The sequence below is a fragment of the Paenibacillus sp. 7516 genome (assembly GCF_002272715.1).
Lineage (GTDB): Bacteria > Bacillota > Bacilli > Paenibacillales > Paenibacillaceae > Paenibacillus > Paenibacillus illinoisensis_A.
In genome coordinates this window covers 64,451-87,560 of the sequence record NZ_NPBI01000033.1, presented here as the reverse complement: position 1 = coordinate 87,560, position 23,110 = coordinate 64,451, and the positions used below count along the sequence as shown (strand labels likewise).

The 23,110-nt window shown below is 49.7% G+C and carries 22 protein-coding genes; 14 read left to right on the top strand and 8 right to left on the bottom strand.

Annotated elements, in window-relative coordinates:
- Positions 1-4: 4 nt before the first annotated feature.
- The gene (locus CHI14_RS24295; protein ID WP_095292054.1) at positions 5-928 is read right to left on the bottom strand and encodes a LysR family transcriptional regulator; all 924 of its coding nucleotides are present in this window, start codon (positions 926-928) and stop codon (positions 5-7) included.
- Positions 929-1,222: 294 nt separating this feature from the next.
- Here CHI14_RS24295 and CHI14_RS24290 point away from each other — a divergent pair, with 294 nt between their 5' ends.
- The 6 genes from CHI14_RS24290 (at position 1,223) to CHI14_RS24265 (ending at position 7,597) form a co-directional block, all read left to right on the top strand.
- Positions 1,223-1,891, top strand: coding sequence for a succinate dehydrogenase cytochrome b558 subunit (locus CHI14_RS24290; RefSeq protein ID WP_095292052.1), 669 nt, complete (start codon positions 1,223-1,225; stop codon positions 1,889-1,891).
- Positions 1,892-1,932: 41 nt separating this feature from the next.
- Positions 1,933-3,675, top strand: a complete 1,743-nt coding sequence (gene sdhA, locus CHI14_RS24285; RefSeq protein WP_095292050.1) for a succinate dehydrogenase flavoprotein subunit — start codon at positions 1,933-1,935, stop codon at positions 3,673-3,675.
- A 472-nt stretch (positions 3,676-4,147) separates the two neighbouring features.
- On the top strand, positions 4,148-4,912 hold the full coding sequence (sdhB, locus tag CHI14_RS24280; protein ID WP_095292048.1) for a succinate dehydrogenase iron-sulfur subunit: 765 nt from the start codon (positions 4,148-4,150) through the stop codon (positions 4,910-4,912).
- Positions 4,913-5,089: 177 nt separating this feature from the next.
- Positions 5,090-6,037: a metallophosphoesterase gene (locus CHI14_RS24275; RefSeq protein ID WP_095292047.1), complete on the top strand. Its 948-nt coding sequence runs from the start codon at positions 5,090-5,092 to the stop codon at positions 6,035-6,037.
- Between the two features lie 61 nt (positions 6,038-6,098).
- The gene (locus tag CHI14_RS24270) at positions 6,099-6,848 is read left to right on the top strand and encodes a metallophosphoesterase family protein (RefSeq protein ID WP_095292045.1); all 750 of its coding nucleotides are present in this window, start codon (positions 6,099-6,101) and stop codon (positions 6,846-6,848) included.
- 137 nt (positions 6,849-6,985) lie between these two features.
- Positions 6,986-7,597, top strand: coding sequence for a GNAT family N-acetyltransferase (locus tag CHI14_RS24265; protein ID WP_095292044.1), 612 nt, complete (start codon positions 6,986-6,988; stop codon positions 7,595-7,597).
- Positions 7,598-7,863: 266 nt separating this feature from the next.
- Here the strand turns inward: CHI14_RS24265 and CHI14_RS24260 are convergent, their stop codons facing one another.
- Together CHI14_RS24260 and CHI14_RS24255 are read right to left on the bottom strand one after the other, a co-directional pair.
- Positions 7,864-8,673, bottom strand: a complete 810-nt coding sequence (locus CHI14_RS24260) for a histidinol-phosphatase (RefSeq protein ID WP_095292042.1) — start codon at positions 8,671-8,673, stop codon at positions 7,864-7,866.
- 31 nt (positions 8,674-8,704) lie between these two features.
- Positions 8,705-9,607 carry a LysR family transcriptional regulator gene (locus CHI14_RS24255; protein WP_095292041.1) on the bottom strand — a complete coding sequence of 301 codons (903 nt, stop codon included), beginning with the start codon at positions 9,605-9,607 and terminating at the stop codon, positions 8,705-8,707.
- A 459-nt stretch (positions 9,608-10,066) separates the two neighbouring features.
- On the opposite strand from CHI14_RS24255, the gene CHI14_RS24250 reads away from it, so the two are divergent.
- The 5 genes from CHI14_RS24250 to CHI14_RS24230 all read left to right on the top strand — a co-directional run bounded on the left by CHI14_RS24250 (position 10,067) and on the right by CHI14_RS24230 (position 14,938).
- The gene (locus CHI14_RS24250) at positions 10,067-10,525 is read left to right on the top strand and encodes a chemotaxis protein CheX (RefSeq protein ID WP_095292039.1); all 459 of its coding nucleotides are present in this window, start codon (positions 10,067-10,069) and stop codon (positions 10,523-10,525) included.
- A gap of 53 nt (positions 10,526-10,578) precedes the next feature.
- Positions 10,579-11,352, top strand: coding sequence for an SDR family NAD(P)-dependent oxidoreductase (locus CHI14_RS24245; protein ID WP_095292038.1), 774 nt, complete (start codon positions 10,579-10,581; stop codon positions 11,350-11,352).
- Between the two features lie 212 nt (positions 11,353-11,564).
- A complete protein-coding gene (locus tag CHI14_RS24240) occupies positions 11,565-12,938 on the top strand; it encodes a DEAD/DEAH box helicase (RefSeq protein ID WP_095292037.1) in 1,374 nt (457 codons plus the stop codon).
- Positions 12,939-12,965: 27 nt separating this feature from the next.
- Complete coding sequence (locus tag CHI14_RS24235; RefSeq protein WP_095292035.1) at positions 12,966-13,718, top strand: ABC transporter ATP-binding protein; 753 nt, start codon at positions 12,966-12,968, stop codon at positions 13,716-13,718.
- Between the two features lie 2 nt (positions 13,719-13,720).
- Positions 13,721-14,938: an ABC transporter permease gene (locus tag CHI14_RS24230; RefSeq protein WP_095292034.1), complete on the top strand. Its 1,218-nt coding sequence runs from the start codon at positions 13,721-13,723 to the stop codon at positions 14,936-14,938.
- A gap of 171 nt (positions 14,939-15,109) precedes the next feature.
- Here the strand turns inward: CHI14_RS24230 and CHI14_RS30360 are convergent, their stop codons facing one another.
- The 3 genes from CHI14_RS30360 to CHI14_RS24220 form a co-directional block, all read right to left on the bottom strand.
- On the bottom strand, positions 15,110-15,235 hold the full coding sequence (locus tag CHI14_RS30360; RefSeq protein WP_212677025.1) for a YjcZ family sporulation protein: 126 nt from the start codon (positions 15,233-15,235) through the stop codon (positions 15,110-15,112).
- 283 nt (positions 15,236-15,518) lie between these two features.
- Positions 15,519-16,817 carry an aminotransferase class I/II-fold pyridoxal phosphate-dependent enzyme gene (locus CHI14_RS24225; protein ID WP_095292031.1) on the bottom strand — a complete coding sequence of 433 codons (1,299 nt, stop codon included), beginning with the start codon at positions 16,815-16,817 and terminating at the stop codon, positions 15,519-15,521.
- 178 nt (positions 16,818-16,995) lie between these two features.
- Positions 16,996-17,613 carry a pyridoxamine 5'-phosphate oxidase family protein gene (locus CHI14_RS24220; protein WP_095292029.1) on the bottom strand — a complete coding sequence of 206 codons (618 nt, stop codon included), beginning with the start codon at positions 17,611-17,613 and terminating at the stop codon, positions 16,996-16,998.
- A gap of 214 nt (positions 17,614-17,827) precedes the next feature.
- Here CHI14_RS24220 and pdxR point away from each other — a divergent pair, with 214 nt between their 5' ends.
- Both pdxR and CHI14_RS24210 read left to right on the top strand, forming a co-directional pair.
- Positions 17,828-19,279, top strand: coding sequence for a MocR-like pyridoxine biosynthesis transcription factor PdxR (gene pdxR / locus CHI14_RS24215; protein ID WP_095292026.1), 1,452 nt, complete (start codon positions 17,828-17,830; stop codon positions 19,277-19,279).
- A 226-nt stretch (positions 19,280-19,505) separates the two neighbouring features.
- Positions 19,506-20,291 (top strand): helix-turn-helix domain-containing protein, encoded by a 786-nt coding sequence (locus CHI14_RS24210; protein WP_095292024.1) that lies wholly within the window; start codon positions 19,506-19,508, stop codon positions 20,289-20,291.
- A gap of 374 nt (positions 20,292-20,665) precedes the next feature.
- Here CHI14_RS24210 and asd read toward each other — a convergent pair whose 3' ends face one another.
- Positions 20,666-21,457, bottom strand: a complete 792-nt coding sequence (asd, locus tag CHI14_RS24205) for an archaetidylserine decarboxylase (RefSeq protein ID WP_095292023.1) — start codon at positions 21,455-21,457, stop codon at positions 20,666-20,668.
- An 85-nt stretch (positions 21,458-21,542) separates the two neighbouring features.
- Positions 21,543-22,673: a YheC/YheD family endospore coat-associated protein gene (locus CHI14_RS24200; RefSeq protein WP_095292021.1), complete on the bottom strand. Its 1,131-nt coding sequence runs from the start codon at positions 22,671-22,673 to the stop codon at positions 21,543-21,545.
- Between the two features lie 172 nt (positions 22,674-22,845).
- Here CHI14_RS24200 and CHI14_RS29790 point away from each other — a divergent pair, with 172 nt between their 5' ends.
- Positions 22,846-23,007 (top strand): hypothetical protein, encoded by a 162-nt coding sequence (locus CHI14_RS29790; RefSeq protein WP_170948260.1) that lies wholly within the window; start codon positions 22,846-22,848, stop codon positions 23,005-23,007.
- The last annotated feature ends 103 nt before the right edge of the window (positions 23,008-23,110 follow it).

Below are 23,110 nucleotides of genomic sequence, written 5' to 3'. Positions count from 1 at the left end.
TTTATTAAGGCGTCGTAGTCCTCCTGGAGGGCAGCGGCGCCTTTGCTGTAAAGAGCGCTGCAGTTTCTTTGACCCACTGTCGGGATGTCTCGCTGAGATCTTCCTTTTCCCCGTAGATCATGCACGTGGTCCGGCGGGTCTGCTGCAGCTGGGGCAGGTACACGGAGACCAGATCATTGTCTGCAAGCAGCTGGGGGCGGAGATAGGACTTGGGCAGCAGCGCAGCAGCTTTGCAGGTGGGCAGGAGACGGATGATGGCTTCAAACGAATCAATCTCCATGCGAATATCCGGCATGACAGCACAGCGCTGAAACAGATCGTCTGTCAGCTTGCGATACCATGTGCCTTTGGAAAAGGTGATCATGGGCAGATCCTGCAAGTGTTCCATCCCGGCCTCTTTGCCGGACAAAGGGTGCGTAAGCGGCACAACCAGCTCCAGGTGATCATCGAAGAGAGGCACACAGTTCAGCCCGGCTTCATTAATGGAAGAGGCAACAATGCCAACGTCTGCTTTTTTGTCCCGTACAAAGGAAACAATCTCATGTGTTTTCCCAGTCACGAGCTTGATCTCGGCATTGGGATGCTTCTCCATGAAAGCATTGACCAAAGGGGGGAGTGTGGTCTGAAGTGTAGTCAGGGACGCTCCAAGCGTAATGGCGCTCTGCTCCTCGTCCTTGTACTGGGCAAGCATGGTTAGAAACTTTTGCTGCTGCTGCTTTTGTTCCACAGCGAAGGTGTAGGCAAGTTGGCCGACACTGGTCAATTCAAGGCGTTTGCCTCGGCGGTGAAAAAGCGATACCCCCAGTTCATCCTCCAGTTTCGCAATTTTGCGCGAGAGTGCAGGCTGAGACAGATTCAGCAATTTGGACGCACGATTCAGACTCGATTGCTCCACGACTGCCGCAAATGCATTTAAATCCTCGAACATAAACACTAACCTCTTTTCCATGGGGTGTGATTGTTGTCCTTGATAAATCGTTTTCAATGCGATATGCCTGCCTGTCCGATGTTTCATCTCTTATACCTATAGGTTATAACATTTAATAATTATATTGCAATTCCATTATAAGAAAAAAAGGAGTAACATGAATTGTGACACAAGTTGTTCACACCTGATGAAAACGGAACAATTTGTCGAACCTTTCCATGGGAAAGGTTTGTGTCATGATAAGCGAAATATTTTATGAAAACGTTGTATTTAGCGAAAGGGGAACGACATTTTATGAAAGGGTTTTACTCCAGAAAGCTGCACTCCTTGCTTGGCGTCATCCCGCTCAGTTTGTTTTTTCTTGAGCACCTGGTGACGAACTTCTCGGCAGTTGAAGGCGGCAAAGAAGCTTTTGACGGTGCTGTTGCCTTCCTGAACAGTCTGCCTCTCGTTATTGTTTTGGAAACGGTTCTCATCTGGTTGCCGTTGTTCTATCACGGTGTATACGGTCTGTACATTGCTTACCAGGCCAAGCCTAATGTCGGACGTTACGGCAATGAACGCAACTGGCGCTACACATTGCAGCGGATCAGTGGTGTCATTACGTTTGTTTTCGTAATCTGGCACGTTTGGGAGACTCGCGTGCAGGTTGCATTGGGTAATGTAACGCACGAACAACTTGGCGGTGTCATTCATGACGTCGTGATGAACCCGGTAACGTTTATTTTATATCTGATCAGTGTGGTTGCAGCCTCCTACCACTTTGCTAACGGCTTATGGTCGTTCCTGGTTAGCTGGGGAATTACCGTTGGACCGCGTGCGCAGCGTGTATCTTCTTATGTGTGCATGAGTCTGTTCGGTATTGTGGCTATTATGTTCATCGCTTCGTTGTTTGCTTTCCGGAGCATTGATTTCCAAACGGCAACAACGATGCTTGATACGATTAAGACAGTTCTGATTTAAGCATTTGTGATAAATGCTGACTTATAAGGGAGTGAACAGCAATGGCATCATCTAATGTAATTATTGTGGGCGGAGGTCTCGCGGGGTTGATGGCGGCGATCAAATCGGCTGAGGCCGGAGTCCATGTTCATTTATTTTCATTGGTTCCCGTAAAAAGATCCCACTCCGTATGTGCCCAGGGTGGCATTAACGGAGCGGTAAACACCAAGGGTGAGGGCGACTCCCCATGGGTTCACTTTGACGATACCGTGTACGGCGGCGACTTCCTTGCGAACCAGCCACCAGTTAAAGCCATGTGTGAAGCAGCACCTGGTATCATCCACCTGATGGACCGGATGGGCGTTATGTTCAACCGGACACCGGAAGGTTTGCTTGATTTCCGCCGTTTCGGGGGCACGAAGCATCACCGTACGGCATTTGCCGGAGCCACGACAGGACAACAATTGCTCTATGCATTGGATGAGCAGGTTCGTCGCTGGGAAGCAGCAGGTCTCGTTACCAAATATGAGAACTGGGAGTTCCTGCAAGCAGTTATTGATGATGAGGGGATCTGTCGCGGAATTGTGGCACAGGACCTGAAAACGATGAAGGTGCAGACGTTCCCTGCAGAAGCAGTTATTCTCGCAAGCGGCGGCCCTGGTATTATTTTCGGTAAAACAACAAACTCCGTTATCAATACAGGTACAGCAGCAAGTGCGGTGTACCAGCAAGGCGTGAACTACGCCAACGGGGAATTCATTCAGATTCACCCAACAGCCATCCCAGGAGATGACAAGCTTCGTCTGATGTCCGAATCGGCGCGTGGTGAAGGTGGCCGGATCTGGACTTACAAAGACGGTAAGCCATGGTACTTCCTTGAAGAGAAGTATCCTTCCTACGGTAACCTCGTTCCCCGTGATATCGCAACGCGTGAAATCTTCAGCGTTTGTGTGGATATGGGACTTGGGGTTAACGGTGAGAACATGGTCTACCTTGACCTGTCTCACAAGGATCCGAAGGAGCTGGATGTTAAGCTCGGCGGTATCATTGAAATTTACGAGAAGTTCATGGGGGATGACCCACGTAAAATCCCGATGAAAATCTTCCCGGCCGTTCACTATTCCATGGGCGGCATGTGGGTGGACTACAATCAAATGACCAACATTCCTGGTCTGTTCGCCGCTGGTGAATGTGAATATCAATACCACGGTGCAAACCGTCTGGGTGCGAACTCACTGGTATCGGCGATATATGGCGGTATGGTAGCTGGTCCAAAAGCGGTGGAATACATCAAGGGACTCAAAAAATCGTCTGCCGATGTGAATTCTTCCGTATTCGATGGCTACACCAAACGCCAAAGCGATAAGTACGAAAGCATCATGAAAATGCAAGGCAGTGAAAATGCCTATGTCATTCATAAAGAGCTTGGCGAGTGGATGACAGCCAACATGACGGTTGTACGCTATAACGATAAACTTGAAGCCACCATCGGCAAAATCAAGGAATTGAAAGAACGTTACGGCAAAATCAACATGTACGATACATCCGGTTGGAATAACCCGGGTGCAGCCTTCACACGTCAGCTGTGGAACATGCTTGAACTTGCTGAAGCGATGACACTCGGCGCGCTGCTGCGTAACGAAAGCCGCGGGGCACACTACAAACCGGAATTCACGGAGCGTAACGATGAGGAGTTCCTGAAAACGACCATCGCAAGCTGGTCGAAGGAAGGCCCGCAAATCTCGTACGAGCCAGTAGATGTATCCCTGATTCCACCACGGATCCGGGACTATTCGAAGGATTAAGTAAAGCCGGATAGATTTCAATTTATAAATTTAAAGTTAAACGTCTATAAGGATAGCCCGAAAGATACTGAAGAAGCGAAGCACTCGCGAAGCTTTAGAGGTTGACTAAAGCAATCCAGAATGAATTATTGCTATTTTTAGTAAAGAGACTCAGAGTAGCACGACGCAGCGGAGGAAGCGGAAATGACCTGAAGAAGCGTAGCGTCCGCCTTTGCTATACAGCACAAAGAGGATTTTATTTTATATTTATAAGATTAAAAGTTAACACCTTAACGGAGAAGGCAGAAGAATACTGAAGAAGCGAAGCGTTCGCCTTTATCCCCGGATTTTAACCCTGTCAGGGGTTGATTAAAAAAATCTGGGGATAACAGCGATCGGAAGTAGCTTCTGCCGACGGAGTGACCATGTGTGAACCATTGTGGTCTTGTAACGATAGCAATCAATCATCGTCACCAAAGGAGGGGACAACGATATGGCGGAACAAGCTACAGCGAACAAAACCGTCAAGTTTATCATCACCCGTCAGGACAGCCCGGAGTCGTCTTCGTATACCGAAGAATTTGAACTTCCGTACCGTCCCGGCATGAACGTTATTAGTGCCCTGATGGAGATTCAGCGGAACCCGGTCAACAAAGACGGCAAGTCCATTGCCCCTGTCTGCTGGGAATCAAACTGTCTCGAAGAAGTCTGTGGAGCATGCTCCATGGTAATTAACGGTAAGCCACGTCAAGCGTGTGCGGCCCTGATCGATAAGCTGGAACAGCCGGTTCGAATCGAACCGATGAAAACATTCCCGGTTGTACGTGACCTGGTCATCGACCGCACCCGGATGTTTAATGCCCTGAAACGGGTTAAAGCCTGGATTCCGATTGATGGTACCTACGATCTCGGTCCAGGTCCACGGATGCCGGAGAAGAAGCGTCAATGGGCTTACGAGCTCTCCAAGTGCATGACATGTGGTGTGTGTCTGGAAGCTTGTCCTAACGTGAATGAGAAAACAGACTTTATCGGCCCGGCAGCACTTTCCCAAGTCCGCCTGTTCAATGCTCATCCAACAGGAGAGATGAACGCCGAGGATCGTTTGGAAGCCCTGATGGAAGATGGAGGAATTGAGGGCTGCGGTAACTCGCAGAACTGTGTGCGCTCTTGTCCAAAAGGCATCCCGCTGACAACTTCCATTGCGGAAATGAACAAACAAACAACCAAGCATATGTTCAAACGCTGGTTGGGTGTATAGTATCGAGGATATCGCTTGCAGGTGTGGAACCTGCAAGATTAGGAGAAGTCGTGGCCTTCGGCAGCTTGCTGCTGAAGATCACGGCTTCTTTTTCTGCCATTGCGAAGGAACCGGGCTCGTCATGCAGAATATGGTATACTGTAGAGATGCATGTAGAGCGGAGAAGGAGGGGAAGACATGGCAGAGACACCGCGTAAGGGCAGCTCATGGCCACCGCCCCGGCGCTCAGACGCTGGACTCGAGCAAGGGTCCATTTTTCCCGGTGAGGAGAAGGATCACGATCCCTCCCGGCGCAGTTTCCTGTTACGGATGATTGTGATGACGGCAGGTGCAGCCTTGTTCACAGGGGGATATGCATGGCTCTGGGAGCCGCGCCGTCTGGAAGTGAAGCAAGTACCCTTGGAGCTGCCAGGATTCCCGCAGGCATTCGATGGGCTGCGTGTTGTACAGTTTAGCGATGCACATCTCGGCTTTCATACCGGTTTGAAGGAAATGGAGAAGCTGGCCGAGACCATACAGGAGCAAACGCCGGATCTGATCTGTTTTACCGGAGATATGGTGGAACGGGAAGCCGAACCGATGCGGGAGTGTATACCCGTGCTGGCATCCATGCAGGCCAAGTATGGCAAATTCGCCGTATTGGGGAATCATGATTACCGGGGCAGACAGCAGAAACAAGTGGAAGCCATGTTCAAGGAAGCCGGCTTCACGCTGCTTCGCAACAGTCATGCTGTCATTAAACAAGGGAACGAGCAAATCGCGATTACAGGTCTGGATGATGCTCTTACAAGCCAGCCGAATCCTTTGGAAGCAATCGAAGGTTTGGACACCGATACCTGGAAACTATTGCTGATGCACGAGCCGGATTATGCAGATATGGCGGAGCCGTTCGGATTTGGACTACAGTTATCCGGTCATAGCCATGGCGGGCAGGTTCGTTTCCCTTGGATTGGAGCCGTTACCACGCCGCGGGGTTCACGCAAGTATATTCAGGGGTTATATTATGCAGGCAAGGCACGTATGCCTGTCTATGTGAATCGCGGTTTTGGCATGACCCAGCTGCCGATTCGTTTTTTGTGCAGACCGGAATTGACTGTTTTTGAATTAAAGGGAACACGAACATAGCGATTATACAAAATGAATTTAAATTTTGATTATCTAAGTATTAGACGAGGAGGTTGGCCAGATGGAACGAATTGCGATTGTATCCGATATTCATGGCAACATGACAGCTTGGGAAGCTGTACTCAGAGATATCCGCAGTCGCGGGATTGAGCGTATCTTTTGTCTGGGCGACCTCGTGGGCAAAGGTCCTGATCCGGTGCAGGTGGTTGATTCGGTGAGAGAGACGTGCGAATACGTGATCCGGGGCAATTGGGATGAGCTGGTTGCGGTGAATCAGGATAATGAGAATTTCACTTGGCAGGCTGCACGATTGGGAGCAGAACGGCTTGCATACTTGAAGAGCCTTCCCTTCAGCCACCAATTTGAGCTCAGTGGGCGCAACATTCGTTTGGTGCACGCCTCGCCGCAGAGTGTGTATCACCGGGTGCAGCCATGGGACGAGATGGAGAAGAGGATAGCCATGTTTGATGCTCCTGCAGATCATCCGGATCTTGGTGAAGCAGATATCGTGGGATATGGAGATGTGCATAACGCTTACTTGCAGCATTTTAATGGAAAAATGTTGTTTAATGCCGGAAGTGTAGGTAATCCTCTCGATATGACCCAAGCCTCTTACTGCATCCTTGAAGGAGAGAGTGGCCGTGATCGAAACAAGGCCTTCAACCTTCAATTTGTCCGGGTTCCCTATGATATTGAGCATGAAGTACTGGCTGCACAACAAGCCAATGTACCTTCATTGGATTTTTACATCCGGGAGATTCGTACGGGGATCTATCGCGGACTGCAGGAACAGAGCTCGGCCGAAGAATAAATAATGGCAATGAATCGACATACTAATGTTTGAATACCAATACGGAGTGTTATCCATCATTTTTACATGAGCCGGATCATCCCAGAGCTTGCTTGTCTTACCGGACCAGAACCCGATAGACAAAAGGAGCGATTGCCATGCTGACCCGAAAAATGCTGGGCCAAGGACTTCCTGTGTTATGGACAGACCGACTGCTGCTTCGATCTTTGCGTCAGAGTGATTTCAGCACATTATCGGAACTGTTTTCCGATCCGCAAGTCATTCAATATGTAAATAGGGGAGGCCAACCAACGCCAATTCGTGCCCGGCGACTCCTGAATCAGATCCGGAGCAGCAGTTCGAAGCTGGATTCGCTGCATTACGGCATCTGCTGGAAAGGCAGGGAGCAGATCATTGGCATCACGTCTTTTCAGCACTGGAATGAGCAGAGCGGCACAGCCCAGATTGGCTATATTCTGAACAGATCCTGCTGGGGCATGGGCGTAGCAACCGAAGCTGTACAGCGCCTGCTGCACTTTGGTTTTACGGAGCTGAATCTTCAAAAAGTGGAAGCGCGCTGCTACGAAGCCAATGTTTCATCCGAACGGGTGCTTCGCAAAAGCGGGATGTCGTACGAACGCACTCTTCCTTCATTTGGATGGAGTCAGGAGGATGGTCAGACACAAGACACTCTGCTCGACGTCAAAGTCTATGCTCTATATCGGGAAGAGCATGTGCGATTACAAGAGCATAAAAGCCTTCAAACCTAGGTATCCAACAAGCAAAAATAACATAGAATAAAATAGCAAAACCAGTTGAATCGAACTTCAATCATTTGTTACACAATTGAAATATAGCTGCAATTGAACTCTAACAGACAGCGGGTAAACTTATCTCATGACCCCCTTTTTGATAAATAGATATGCTGTTGGGACCCGCCGCGAGCGGGTTCATTTTTTTTTTGACCAAAAGAAAAACCCTACGATAGGGATGATTCCGCAGACCGTAGGGTCTCAAGCTTGTTATTCTGTTGTCGTTACAAGGGAACAATCTGCATCTGTTTCTGTTTAAAATAAACCCATTCCGTAAAGCCGATCTCTTTCAGGCGAGCCTGAACGTCTTCCAACTCGTCCGCTACGCGAGAAGGCTTGTGCGCATCGGATCCGAAGGTGACTTTTACGCCGTAATGATTCGCTCTCTCCAAAATGGCATCAGAGGGGTACCAGCCTCCGCTTAGCTTCGTTTTGCCGGAGGTGTTGATCTCAATAGCCACACCCGCCTCCGCAATAACCTGCAGGGTTTCATCAATGGCATGATCAGCCACAATCTCGGAGAATGCAGGATAATTGCCTTTCATGGCATCAATGTGTCCAAGAATCTGGAACATGCCACTCCGGGCAGACTGTGAAATCAATGAGTAGTAGCGTTCCTTCACTTCGATTTTCCGAGCCTCACTGAGTCCCTTCCACCGGGTTTTATTGAAAATGCTGACATCCTCCGTGTGGTGAACCGAACCAATAATATAGTCAAAAGGATGCTGTCCCAGCGTACTGCGATACAACTCAGCATGGAGAGGGAAATAATCGGATTCGATGCCAAGCAGCACGTCAATTTTCCCTGCGTATTCCTCTTTCAGTGCTAGCACCTCTTCCACGTAATGGAGCAATTCGGACTTGGCCATCGCAATGCGGGGGAATGCTTGCTCTTCCTTACTGGCGAAATAGGGCGTGTGATCGGAGATTCCAATGGCCTGAAGACCAGCCTGAATGCCAGCTTCGATGTATTCCCGAATGTTGCCATCCGCATGACCACAGCGGAAATGATGCGTATGAAGATCGAATTTCATGAATGATCCTTCCTTTCTCCTGCCTTGTTTGTCATTCCGAACTGATAAATTGGGTTTCCGGCATGCCTTTCAGGTCACTCAGGAATTGATGCATGGCCGAATTCAGATAACGACTGGATTTGTAAATGACGCCTACAGGATGACTAACCTCAAGTTCACTTAGCGGAATCATGCGAAGTGTGCCCTGACGCAGTTCGTGTGCGACGGATTGCTTGGATATCACGGCCGCTCCAAGGTTGATCTCGACCATCCGTTTGACTTCCTCACTGCTCGACAATTCCATCACAATATTGGGCTCAATGCCATGTTTTTTGAAAATGCCTTCCGTAAACCGTCTGCCGACCGTATCTGGCGACAGCATAATCAGAGGGGTGCTGCGCAGCACATCCACCGCGGCATGCTTCTTCTTCGCAAGGGGATGAGCAGGAGACACAACAAGTTCGAACGTGTCGTAATACAGAACGGAGGTGTTCAGATTGGGATTGCGCTCGGTGAGATACCCGATACCTACGTCAATCAACCCATTTTCGACCTGCGTGTAGATCTGCGAGGAAGGCAGGGACTGAATGCTGGTTTTGATCAATGGGAACTGATCCTGGAAGTAGGATAGCACCCGGGGGAGAATCTGAATCGCAATGGAGGTTGTCGTGCCCAGTACGATATGGCCTTGAGGCGTTTCATCGAGATCGGACAGCTTCTGCTTCAGTTCGTCTACGATATCTAGCATGCGCTCAGCATGCTCCAAAAACACTTGTCCACGATCGGTTAAAGTAACAGGTTGGTTGCGATCTACAAGAACGGTGTTGAATTCATCCTCCAGACTTTTAATCTGGGCTGAGACGGCAGGCTGGGTTAGGTTCAGAAGTTCTCCCGCTTTGCGGAAACTCATCGTTTTTGAGATCGTAATCAGCGTCTCCAGTTGGCTGATATTCATGTATGGCCTCCTTGCGGGTAAGATGTCGTGTCATGGAGTGTTCCTGTGAGGAATGGAATCCCGTAACTTTTTTTTGGTTTGTTATCTTAAATTATAGGTGATTCGAGACGGCAGGGCAATGAAGGAGACATGTGGAGTTTAAGAAGAATACATGAGCGTCAATTAAACTTAATATCAAGATTTTTAAAAAAAATACATTTGTTAAAACACAGTAAAAAAGTCCTAAATCTTAATGCACCTCGAATTGAATCAAAAGTCTTCCTACAAAAGGGGTGCAGAGTTCTGCTATTTCGTCAAAAACAGCTATAAACAATTGCCCCGCGCATGACGATAAATTATAGTACACATGTCTTACCGAATTCATAGTGAATTCTTGTACGTGATAAAGTATAATAAAATTATTGAATATGGGACTTTTGGTATGTGACCAATAACCCAGTGTAAGGGGGACATTAGACAGTGAAAGCGGAAGTAATTAATCCTTTCCTGGAATCCGCACGCAACGTATTCGAACAACTCATCCAGGTTTCGCCTTCCACCGGGAGTCTTGGCGTGAAGAACGTAGAGTACATAGCAGACCATGTTTGGATCGTGATCGGAATGACCGGCCAGCTGAGCGGAAACATTGTTTTCGGAATTCAGGAACAAGTTGCACTGCGAATTGTCTCCGCCATGATGGGCGGTTTTGTAATTACCGAAATGGATGAAATGAGTAAAAGCGCCATCTCGGAACTGGGCAACATGATCAGCGGCAATGCGAGCACGATCCTGTCCAACCAGGGTGTCGTGGTGGACATCACGCCTCCGCAAGTGTTGAAGTCCGAACATTTGACTGAATTTAATGCAACGAAGGCATTGAGCATTCCACTGTTGATGGACGGAATCGGCGAGATGGATATTCAGGTCATGATCTCGTAGAATAGAACCATAGCCTGAACAGGCGATTGTTTCATTACGGGAGGACTTCGGGTATGCTGAAAGATCAGGTTGTATTCATCACAGGTGCGTCGAGCGGGATTGGTGCGCTCTGTGCACAGATGCTGATTGAAGAAGGAGCTATTCCCATTCTTGCTGCCCGATCTCGGGACAAGCTTGAACAGATTGGTGCTTCATTAAAAGGGCCGCATGAGCTGCTTACGCTGGATGTAACCAATGATGAGCAAGTACAGACAGCGTTTAACATGATACTGGAAAAGTATGGACGAATCGATATTTTGCTGAACAATGCAGGTTACGGGAAATTTGCCGCAATGACGGAAATGACGGTGCAGGAATTCGAAGATATGATGGACGTCAATTACATGGGAATTGTTCGCTGTACGAAGGCAGTGCTGCCGCACATGCTGGAACGTGGCAAGGGACAGATCGTGAATGTGGCCTCCATGGCTGGCAAAATCGGGACTGCCAAATCGGCATCCTATACAGCCACCAAACATGCCGTACTTGGATTCAGCAATGCTTTGCGTCAGGAGCTGCGTAAGACCGGAGTGACGGTTACGACCATTAATCCGGGTCCCATTGATACGCCGTTTTTTCATCGTGCAGATCCATCCGGGAATTACGTTAACAACGTGCGCTGGATGATGCTCAAACCCGAAGAGGTTGCAGGGCATATGATCCGGGCGATGAAGAAACGCAAGGAAGAAGTGAATCTGCCAAGACTCGCTTCGGCTGGCATATGGCTGTATCAGCTGTTTCCCCGACTCGCTGACCGGCTGTCGCATGGGGTCATGAACCAGAAGTAGAAATGCAGCAACCTGAGCATCATATAGGGAATAAGAGAAAAGCTCCGCCGAGGGGCTTTTCTTTTTTTGCGCCCAAGCAGAGTGTTACCGAATAAGATTTGGTCCACAGCCTTTTTTCGCATATAATGAAAGATAATGTGATGACAGGCTTATGCTCCAGAAGTACAAGCAGGAAGTAGCATCGTAAGAATAAAATTAAAGGATGGACATACATGACGAATGAAACATTTGCTTCAATAGGCGTGGCACAGGATCTGGAGGCGATACTCGCTTCGCACGGGATCAACGAACCTTCTCCGGTACAGGCCCAGACCATACCCGTTATTTTGGAAGGCCGCGATGTGGTTGCGAAATCCCAGACGGGCACAGGCAAAACGCTTGCTTATCTTCTGCCATTGCTGCAATCCATCAAAAGTGATGTCAAAGGTACCCAAAAGCTGATTATCGCGCCTACCCAAGAACTGGCCATGCAGATCGTGCGTGAAGCACAGCGATATGGAGAGGGACGCAGCATCGGCGTACTTGGCCTCATTGGAGGCGCAGCTGTCAAACGCCAGATCGAGAAATTGCGTGAGCATCCCGAACTGGTTGTGGGCACGCCTGGACGACTGAAAGAACTCATTACACTGAAAAAGCTGAAAATGCACAACGTTTCCACGATTGTTATTGATGAGGCTGACCAGGTATTCCAGCTGGGTGGCGTGAGTGATGTGGAGTTTGTGCTTCGCAGTGCGCTGCGGGACCGTCAGCTGATTTTCCTGTCTGCGACCATTGATGAGCACACTGCTGGACTTGCCAAGCGTGAGATGAAGGAACCTGTCCAGATCGGAATTGAACCGGACCGGGCAACGGCCGCAGGACTGGAGCATTATTATTTTGTGGAAGAGACCCGTAACAAAATTGATATGTTGCGCCGTCTGGTCAGACAGTATAACCCTGATCGTGCCATTGTGTTTGTGAACGCTACAGAAGACATCGGCGAGGTAGAGGCCAAAATGAACCATCTGGGCCTGTCTGCGGCTGCATTGTACGGTGATGCGGACAAGGTAACGCGGAGCAACGTACTTTCTGCATTTCGCAATGGCAAAATCCAATTGCTGATTGCCAGCGAAGTCGCGGCAAGAGGATTGGATATTGAAGGTTTGCCAATGGTCATCAACTATGACCCTGCTTTTGACTCGGAGCACTATGTTCACCGTGCGGGACGCACAGGACGAATGGGACGCAGCGGGATTGTGCTGTCCATCGTGGATGAGACGCAAATCTTCATCATGCGCAAATTCGCGCGTGAACTTGGCATTGAATTGCAGGAACGCGTTTTATTCGGCGGTAAAGTACTTGAAGCTGATCCACGTCCGGACACCCGGCCTGAAGGTCATTCTTTCTCGAGAAAACCGGGACCGTCCCGAGACCGCAAGCCAGGTCAGGCAGGCCGTAACGGCGGAGCAAGAGCTGCTGTGTCGAATCAGCGTACAGCAGACAGCAAGCCTGCTCGCAATGCTGGAAGAACAGAGCGGGATCAGGATCGTAAAAATAAGGGTGCACCCAAATGGAGCAAGGGAAACACACCGCGTTCCGAAGAATAAAACCTGACGAAAGAGGTGCAGGGATTGATGGATAACGGACAAACGCCCGTACTTAAAATCAGCGGGCTAAGCGGAGGATATAGTGCCAAACGGCCGGTTCTCCACGGTATCGATCTCGAAGTTGGACGCGGAGAGATGGTCGGACTGATCGGATTAAACGGTGCCGGAAAAAGTACAACAATGAAACATATTTTAGGTTTGATGACTCCCCAGCAGGGGGAGGTTCGGGTCATGGGCAAGAAGCGGGACGAGGACGCGCAGATCTATCAATCGGCGATGGCATTTGTGCCTGAGTCACCCGAGTTGTATGACGAGATGACCGTAATGGAGCATCTGGAGTTCACAGCCAGAGCATATGGCGTATCCGAAGCGGATTTCAAACACCGTACGGAGAAATTGCTGGACCTGTTCCGCATGAGGGAAAAAAGCACAAGCCTGTCGACCCATCTGTCCAAAGGGATGCGGCAGAAGGTGATGATCATGTGTGCTTTTGTTGCAGGGCCCCCGCTCTACATTATTGATGAACCGTTCCTCGGGCTCGACCCGCTCGGAATTCGTTCTTTGCTGGATTTCATGTTGGAAATGAAGGCATCCGGATCATCGATATTGTTAAGTTCGCACATTCTGTCCACGATTGAAAACTATTGCGATCGCTTTGTTGTATTGCATCGGGGTCAGGTTATCGCTCATGGAACATTGAATGAACTGCGCACCCAGTTCGGAGATTCGGATGCAGCGCTGGAGCACATGTTCTATTCTCTTGTGCAGGGCAGGGATTAAGCATGGACCTCAAGCTGTTATGGAAGCAAAGACGCACGGGATTCTGGAACGGAATTCTTCCTTATCTGGGCTATGTCATACAGAGTGGCGTGGCCATGGTCTTTCTCTTTCTCGTCATTGCATTCTCTGCCTGGTATACCTCATTTGTACAAAACATTCCTGCAGGATTTCCAATTCGCTGGATTGCATTGCTGCTGCTGGCACCGCTAGTCCTGTTCAGCAGTTATCGTACATATCTGCATCCTGCCGATATCGTATTTCTGAGACCTCAGGAGTACCGGATGCAGGAGTACCTGAAGAACAGTTTTGCCCGTGGAATCATCTACAAAAGTCTGGGCATGCTGCTCGTATTTGTTACACTGTGGCCTCTCTATGTCCGGGCAGATCAGGATGCACGGCCATTTGGCTGGTTTATCGTGCTTTTGCTCCTATGGAAAGGACTGGCGAGCTACGGCGCCTGGCAGGAGCTGCGGATGGTTCAGACCGGGGCGGCCAGAGGTTATCGTTTGCTGCGCTGGGCGCTGACTATACTTGCGATTGCCGCATGGTTGTGGCAGCCTCCACTGCGTAGTGTCTGGTTCCTGTTGCTGCTGGCGGTCCTCTATATGGTCGCACTGCGCTTCCCGGTGAAGCACCGGATTGCATGGGAACGTTTGATTCAGGTGGAGCAGGGGCAGGCCGGTCGGGTCATGCGGACTCTAGGCTGGTTCGTGGATGTACCGTCATCCGGCCAAAAAGTAAGTGCTCGCCGCTGGCTCAGTAAATGGGGAAGCGGACTACCCTGGAATGCAGGGAAAGCCTATCGCTATCTCATTACCAAAACATTCATTCGAACCGAAGTGTTCACCATTGTGTTGCGATTGATTGTACTAGGCATGCTGCTCAGCTGGTGGACAGCGGGAAGTTACTTTGGCGTAGGTGTATATCTGTTCTTCCTTCTGCTGGTTGGTGTTCAGCTTGGCGCATTACGCCGCAGTCATGGTGAATCCTTCTGGATCATGATCTATCCCATCTCTGCAGAGAGCCGCCGTTCCCAGGTGCTCGGGTTCATCTTCAATCTGCATGCTATTGCTGCTCTGTTGATGTGGCTTCCGATGTGGGCTGCCGGAATGAGTGGATTGAGTGTTACGGGAATAGCGCTGGTGCTCGGTGCGCTGGTAATCTACCTCATGAGGCGTTCACAGGGCAACAAATGGTTGAAGGAAGAAGAAGACGAGTGACTTTACCTTATTGATGCAAACGTGGATTGGGGAAGATGAACTCCACCAGCGAGAGTGTTACGATATAGTCAATCACGAAAAAGACGGTTATGTTGGGGCTGAGTCCCCAAATAACCGTCTTTTTTTGCTGCGGTTAGCCTATTTGGCACTCCCGCGTAGAGAAGGATGGAACTAACAGAGGAACGATTTAGTGATGATTACGAGCAAGATGAACAGAACAAGAATCGCACCTGTATTCGTAAATCCTCCGAAACCGCCGCATCCATAACCGCCTCTTGTATCTTCAACTCCAGACATGGTCATTCCCCTTTCGAGTGGTGTTTGGCACGCCCTTGCGTACACCGTATACTATGTGCCCTGGGTTTCTGCTGATTGGGCCGCCGCCCGGAATCATTTAGAAATAAATATATTTCAGGTGAAGCACAGCTTCTGCAGCTGAAAAGAAAACATGCCAAACAGCCCTCTATGGGACGCAGTGTGCACATCACCGGATAGAGGGCTGTTTATATTGCAGGACATGCCCAGAAGCCTGGGAATGTCCTGAGTTATTCATTTTTACAAGAGCGAAGCCTGATTGGAATCAGTTCGTCTTCAGATCGGTGATGCCACGGTAGATGGTATCAAACAGATCTTCCAGTCCGGACTCTTCAATACAGGAGAAGGCGATGCGCAGATCAGCTTCACCCAGTGCAATGGTACCTACACCGTACTTGTGCAGCAAGTGGGAACGAAGTGTTTCTGCATCAACGTCTTTTAGCTTCAGACACATGAAGTAACCGGAGTTGAACGGATAATAATCCCAGACATCTCCGTATTTGCCGCTATCGAGAATGGCTTTCACCTTGTTCGCACGGCCTTTCATGATCTCAAACTTCTCCTGTTTCTGTGCTTCGAATTCCGGTGCTTTCAGTGCATCCAGGACAAATGTCTGGGATGGATGCGGACCACTGGAGATGGTTGCCCGGATAATGCCAAGCGTTTTTTGCTCCAGCGCATGCAGAACTGCAGCATTTTCATGCCCATAAGTGATGAAACCAACGCGGAAGCCCCATACGAACTCTTCCTTCGTTGCACCATCCACTTTGACAGTGAGCACGCGTGGATGAATGTTGGCCAATTTGCCAAACAACGATTCGTGAATGGAATCCTCGAAGAATAGACCAAAGTAGGCATCGTCTGTCACGGCAATCACGTCTACGCCTGCTTCCGCAGCCTGACGGATGGTATCCACAATCGCATCGGCTTCTTGGCCTCCAGGTGTGTAGCCTGTTGGATTGTTCGGGAAGTTGAGCAGCACGATGGCTTTGCCTTTGCCCTTCTGTGCAAGCAGTGCTTCAAGCAGTCCTTGACTATTAAAGTTCAGTTGCTCATCGAACAGGGGATAATGAACCAGCTGGCCATGACGACGAATTCCGAAAGTCAGCTCGTAATTTTCCCAGTTTTTGTCCGGATATATAACAGCGTCCCCTTCTTCAACGAAGAGGTCGGCTACAATACTAAGTCCATGAGTCAATGCATTGGTAACAATAGGGTTGCCAAACGTTTTGCCTTCAAGTGAAGGAGTCTCCTTCAGCATCTTGTCTCTCCATACCGTCCGCAGTTCAGGCTTACCCGCAGGCGGAGCGTAAGGATAGAGGTCCTTCGGTTGGAATGCAGACAGCTTCTCCTGAATAACCGGAAGATGCATCGGCACACCGCCCTCCAGAGCAATACCAATCGTAGCATTATAGGTCTTGGCCAGGCTTGCTGCTTCAGCAGACTGACTCAGGATACCTTCTTTTGGGAAATAGATCTCTTTGCCGAGCTGCGACAGCATGGAGTAGACGTGACTGCTGCCTGCCTGAATACTTTCGTTCAACTGTTCAGCCAGTGGATTCATTCTTTTCATCCTTCCAAGTCTTTGGGATTCAACTGCCTAACATTATATCACCTTGACATCCCCCCGTCACGGAAATTACGCAATATGACAGTTATATCACTTCACCGCGTTGTTGCAGGAGGTTGAAAGGCGAAATTTAGGTACGTTGTTCCCTATGGTTTTGGAAAGAAAATACCGTTTATTGCTGGTGAAAAGGACAATATTTCCGCATCATTTCGGCTGTTTCTATATCTCTTCCCTCATTGCGCTGTTCCAGCTGTCCGCTGATATGCTCGAATCGCTCGGTGGAGAGATTCTGACCGAATTTGAACTTGGCAGTGATGTGCTCTGGTATGATACGAACCACAGCAACAGCTTTGAGATTACCCTTATACCGGGAATCAGCAGCATCAATGGGGACATATCCACCCTGCGGCTGAAGCTTCTCCATGAAGCGCTGCAGCACCTTGCCCTTGATTTCCAGATCCTGAACAGGCTCTGCCTGACCGGATGCCATGACACTTTTGAAAAAGGAGGTTGCGGGACAAGCCAGTTCGGGATCACTGAAATAGGAGGGGATCAGGGAAAACTCTTCAGCCACCGTAAAGCTGACCGAGGAATCATGCTTGATTTGTTTCATTTTCTCCCCGGCAAGACTGCCATGGAAGTAGAAGCATCCGTCCATATAGACGAAATTGAGTGGTGTTACCCTTGGTTGTCCATCCGGACTGACAGTTCCCAGAAATCCGAAGGAGCACTGATCCAGAAATGCTGTAATTTCTTTCTCTTCATCCACTGTAAATTCCTTGCGTCTCATATATATTTCCCCCTTGGTTGTGATTAATCTGAACTTGAACGATAAGCTGAATGTTGCTCTAACGATAAATCATGCATTGACATAAAAATAGATCCAATTTACATTCAATTTTATAGGCCAATTACTGAGGTGAAAGATGGAGGAATTCAACTAACTTGGAGTAAGAGGCACCGTCGTATGGTTTGAAAATATCAAAGAAAGGGGAGCGAGAGCCATGGAACTGTGGCTGCCCTTGGATTCCTATGCGCACCAGCATCGTTATAAATACACGGCACTGTATCATGCCTTGCGCGATGCCATTCATGCGGGAACACTCGTGGAAGGGACACGTCTTCCTTCCACGCGAGAACTCGCGAGCCAGTATGACATGTCGCGCGGTTCAGTGGCACAGGTATACGACATGCTTCTCGCGGATGGTTACGTAGAGGCACACCGGGGCAGAGGTACTTTCGTTAAAGGTACATTTAGGACAGAGGCACAAGGGGAACAGGAAGCAGTAATTCAGCTCTCTCCATGGGGAGAACGCGTGAGCAGACTGAATACTCAGAAAGTAGCGGAATCTGTCTCTGTTCAGGATCAGCATATCATTGATTTCCATGTCCATCGCATGCCCGCAGGCCACTTTCCCACATCGGAATGGAAGAGTGCACTCGCCGCCGTACACCGAAGCGATTGGCGGGAGCAAAGCGGTGCAGCAGGAGACCCTGAACTGCGTGAGGCCATCGCTTCACATCTGAGATGGACACGGGGGATCCAGGCGGATGCATCCCAGATTGTATTGTTCAGTGGTTCGATGCAGGGCATTACATTGCTGGCACAGCTGCTGATCCCGGAAGGGGCTCAGGTCATATTGGAAAATCCGGGGTACCAGGGAATCGCGCATGCAGTGAACGCCTGTGGGGGCAGAGCTGTGCCGGCAGCTGTAGATTCGCAGGGCATCATCCCTAAGGATTGGAACGCCGAGACGCTGTTTGTCACCCCAACCCGGCAGTTCCCGACTGGTGCGGTGTTAGGACTGGATAGACGCAAAACGCTGCTTGCCTGGGCCTCAAAGCGCAACGCCGTCATCATTGAAGATGACTACGACAGTGAATTTCGCTGGGGAGGCAGACCGATTGAACCGCTTAAAGTATTGGATCGCGAGCAGCGAGTGATCTATGTCGGATCATTCTCACAGACAATGATTGCTTCCTTCCGGCTGGGCTATGCGGTCCTGCCATCAAGCCTGGTACAGCCACTCCTTGCAGCGAAAGCCCTGTATGAGCCGGTACCCCCTGCGTTATTGGAACAGCGAGCCTTGGCCAAATTCATGAGCAGGGGTGGATATCTGAGGCATTTGAGACGGTTAACCCGGCTATACGGGGAACGGCATGCTTTTTTTGTCCAGGAGATGGTACACCAGTTACCAGAGGCTTTCACCATGCAGCCAGGAGATGCAGGCCTTCACATCTACGCGACTTGGAACGGCAGTCCGGACAGCTTTCAGAAATTCAAAACGATAGCAAAGGAAGAAGGCGTGTTATTTGGGGATGCCGAGCGTTATCAACTGATCCCCGGTCCTCCTGCTGTTTGTTTTGGCTTTGCGCATCTGGAGAAAGAGGAGATCACGGAAGGCATCCGAAGACTGCGGCTGGCATGGGAGAAGAGTACATTTTCGTTTCGCTGAAATTCGCTGTATAATGGATGAAGACATTTCGCTCCGGGAGGAGCAGAAATCACATACAAGCACTTTGCATCAGATTCCAGGAAGCGTACTGAGTTTAGGGACAGGCTGAACCGAAAGGATTGTGTTCTAATTCTAGGGCCTTTTAACTGTAAGCGATCTATAAGCAATTGGAATTCAATGATGATGCAACATGCGGAGAGATTAACTTTCAAGGGGGAGTGGCGACATGCTGCAGGCATCGCCGTCATCTTTTGTTATTTTGCCCGCCGTCGCCAAAATTGTCTGCGAACCGGGATGGAAGTGGCAGAAGCGGGAAAAACCGATGCAGAACTATGACTTATTTTATGTATGGAGTGGGGAAGGGACCGTTGTGCTGAATGACCGGTCGTATGAGGTCGGCAAAGGCAGCTGTTTCCTGTTTAGACCAGGTGACCATCCTACTGCGACACATAATAAGCAAAAACCGTTGGTCCTTACGTATATTCATTTTGATGTAGATATACCTGTGAATGATGTGCCTCAGTCTTATCGTGAGGTACAGGAAACCGTGGAATTCGAACATTTGCTGGCCCGATATGTAAGACTGTTCTTATCCGATGTATATGGGCGGGACGAGGAGAGTCGGCTTATTTTGAAACAGCTGATGATTCATTTGCTGCGTGCGGATACGGAATCACCTGTGGAGAAAAGGGTCAGCAACCAATTGTCGGATGTCATTCAGGAAGTGGCGAATTATGTACGCCAGCATCCGGGGATTACCCATCGGGTGGAGGATCTGGCTGCACGTGCGGGCTTGTCGCCCCGATACTTCTCCATCAAGTTCAAGGAATTAATCGGTTCTTCTGTCCAGTCGTATATCATTCGCATGCGCATTGAGCGCGCAGAACATTTGCTGGTGCATACAGGCATGAATGTAACCGAGGTCGCGGATGCCCTTGGGTATCGGGATATCTTTTTCTTCAGTCGTCAGTTCAAGCAATACACCGGCAAAAGTCCTTCCGAGATTCGTTAGGTACGACGCCTGAGATCAGGGTAACGTTTCAAGTCTGGAGGCCAGGGGTAAGTAAGTAGCATTCCTGACGAAACGAAAGGGGGAACTTGTGATGAACGGAAAACGGCGGATCCGCAACCGGGGATGCTCTATGAAGGGATGCACTATTTTCCGGAACCGTCTGCGTCGCTTCAAACCGGCGGAGGAACTGCAGGACGTTTGGTTTTGAAGAAAAGTCAGAGGGCCTATACATACGGAGCGATGTTTCGTATTGAACGTATATAAGGAATCTCCAGTGACTACCGTGGAACGATCATGTTTCAAATCCTAAAGAGGATGGCGCAAGCACCTGCAATCAGGTCTTGCGCCATCCTCTTTATTTGGATCCGGAGTATTCAGCGATTTGGCTTCAGGCGGCCAAGCAGTGTACCCATTTTGACGGAATCACCCGGCTGGAGACTGGGCTCAGGTTCAAATGTGCCGCTCTGCGTCAGCAGTACCACAGTGGAACCGAATTCAAAATAAGCCAGGTCATCCCCTTGTGCCCAAGTACTTGCAGCCGTATCCGCGTACTGAATGCTGCTTACGTTCATGGCGCCGACTTTGACGACAGCGACTTCTCCATAAGCGTGACCGATATACGTAATCAGACGTTCGTTTCGACTTAGCACCGACTTCATATGGGTCAGACCAAAATCATTTACGGGGTAAACCTTCCCCTTGATATGCTCACTTTCGATTCTGTGCCCGTTAACGGGTGCATGGATCCGGTGATAGTCACGAGGGCTGAGGTACAGGACGAATGCATAACCGTGCTTGTACTTCTCCAGATGTGGTGAGTGGTTTAATAATTCAGCAAGTGTATAATTTTGTCCCTTAACATTCAGGAGTGTGCCTGCAGATACCGGCCCGGCCGCCGTAATTTTGGCATCGACGGGGCTGATGAGTGCATGTTCCGAAAGATCCAGCGGGCGCATGCCCGGCTTTAATTTGCGGGTGAAGAAATCATTCAGTGAACGATACTCCTTCCAGTCTTTCTCGGCTTCCTGAACAGGGATGTTGTAGGTCCGGACAAAATAAGGGATAAATGCCTTGCTTCCCCTGCTCTTGGAGAAGGCTCCCACGGTCCGGGAGATCCATTTGCGAGAAGAAAGCTCGGTCATTAACCGCAACAGCGTTTTTGCCATGAATATCCCCCTTAGGGTTAGTGCGAACTTCAAGGCCGGCAGGACCGGCCGTTCTGCATAATATTGACACAGAATGCCAGCGAAATCAATATGGGTACTTACGGTAGGTTTGCGGTTGACGCGGAATCTGCGAATTTTGCTCCATCAGCAGACGTCCATATGCCATGGGCTCACGGTAGCTGGCCTTCCAGTGTTCGGGCATTCCCGCCTTGCGAAAACCGTAGCGCTGGTCCCGTCCATTACATTCGATGAAGTAAATCTGTCCGTTTCTGGCAATCCCCAGATCAAGACCCAGGTCGGCCAGATGAGGCAGGCTGGAAGCCAGTGTGCGTGCAATCCGGAGTCCAACTGAGCTGATCCGGGCTTCAAGCTCTGGAATGCTGAGTCCCAGTTCTTCTTCATCCAAAGCTTCTGCCAAGGTCATCACCTTGCCTCCTTGAGCAATATTGGTGACAAAGGTGTGGGATGGTGCTGCCTTGGCGAACATGCCCGTGATGCCCCATAAACCGTCAATCCCCCGCTGTACAGATACACGCAGATCTACGGGTCTTCCTTCGTAACGAACCAGTGGAATCCGTTCCTCAATGAGATACGCATGGCGAAAAATACGTCTTAAGGTGGCGGAGGGCAGTTGTCCCCTGCTGAGCCGGAAGGTTGCCCATCCTTTGCGGGAAGCCCTGGTCTGGCAAGTCAATTTCCAGTCCCCGTCTCGTTTATACAAACGCATGATACCGTGACCAATACTGCCGCTGCACGGTTTGATGATCAAGTCACTATAATGTTCCATCATATAAGCCAAAGACTCCGGCGTAGCTTTGGCGGCATAAGGGAGATGTTTCTTCAGTACAGGATCCTGGTGCAGCATGTCATGAATATGATCCTTGCGATACCGATTCCGAACGTTAAATACCTGTATGCCCTGCAGCAGCAGCTTGGTCACCTCGTGCTGATCTGCCCGGCGAAGCTGGAGAGCCCGATTATGGATAACGGGAGGCAGAGGCATTTTTTGACGAACGTAAACGCCATCCTTTTTGACATATGCCAGACAGGTCTTCGTCTCTGAATCCACATCTTCCAGCCGCAAAAAGCAAGGCGTTAATCCATAACAGGCCGCTGCCTGCTCATAATTCGCGAGTGATTCCTGACCGGTCCTTCCGGCCGGTATCCCCCGGTACATGCGTGAATCGAACATGATGCCGATCGTTTCTGGGGGCATGACCGTTCCTCCTTCAATATTATCGCGACATGGATCGTCCATATATGAGATGCCGGTCTGTCAACGCATGATGGGACATCACAATCACGCAGACCGGAATGATGATGCACCTTCATGCACCGGCGTGTTATTCATAGCTCCACACATCCAATTGAACCCAGGTAAGGGTGAAATGAATAAAGCGCATTGCATTGTAAGCCGTTTTACGGATGTATACGGAAGGCTTATGAAGTATCGTATGACATTGTTCCAGCAGGGGCGTGGACAGCCGCCTTACATCTATAGCCGGGCACAGCCTATTTCACCATGGACAGGTTCATCTTTTGCAGTTTGACCCGCTCATCCATCCAATCCTGCCTTCAAAAGTCGTGATATGAAGTGGCAGATGCCCATACCAGAGCATATGATGCCGGAGATGAACGTTAGAGGAAGGAGCA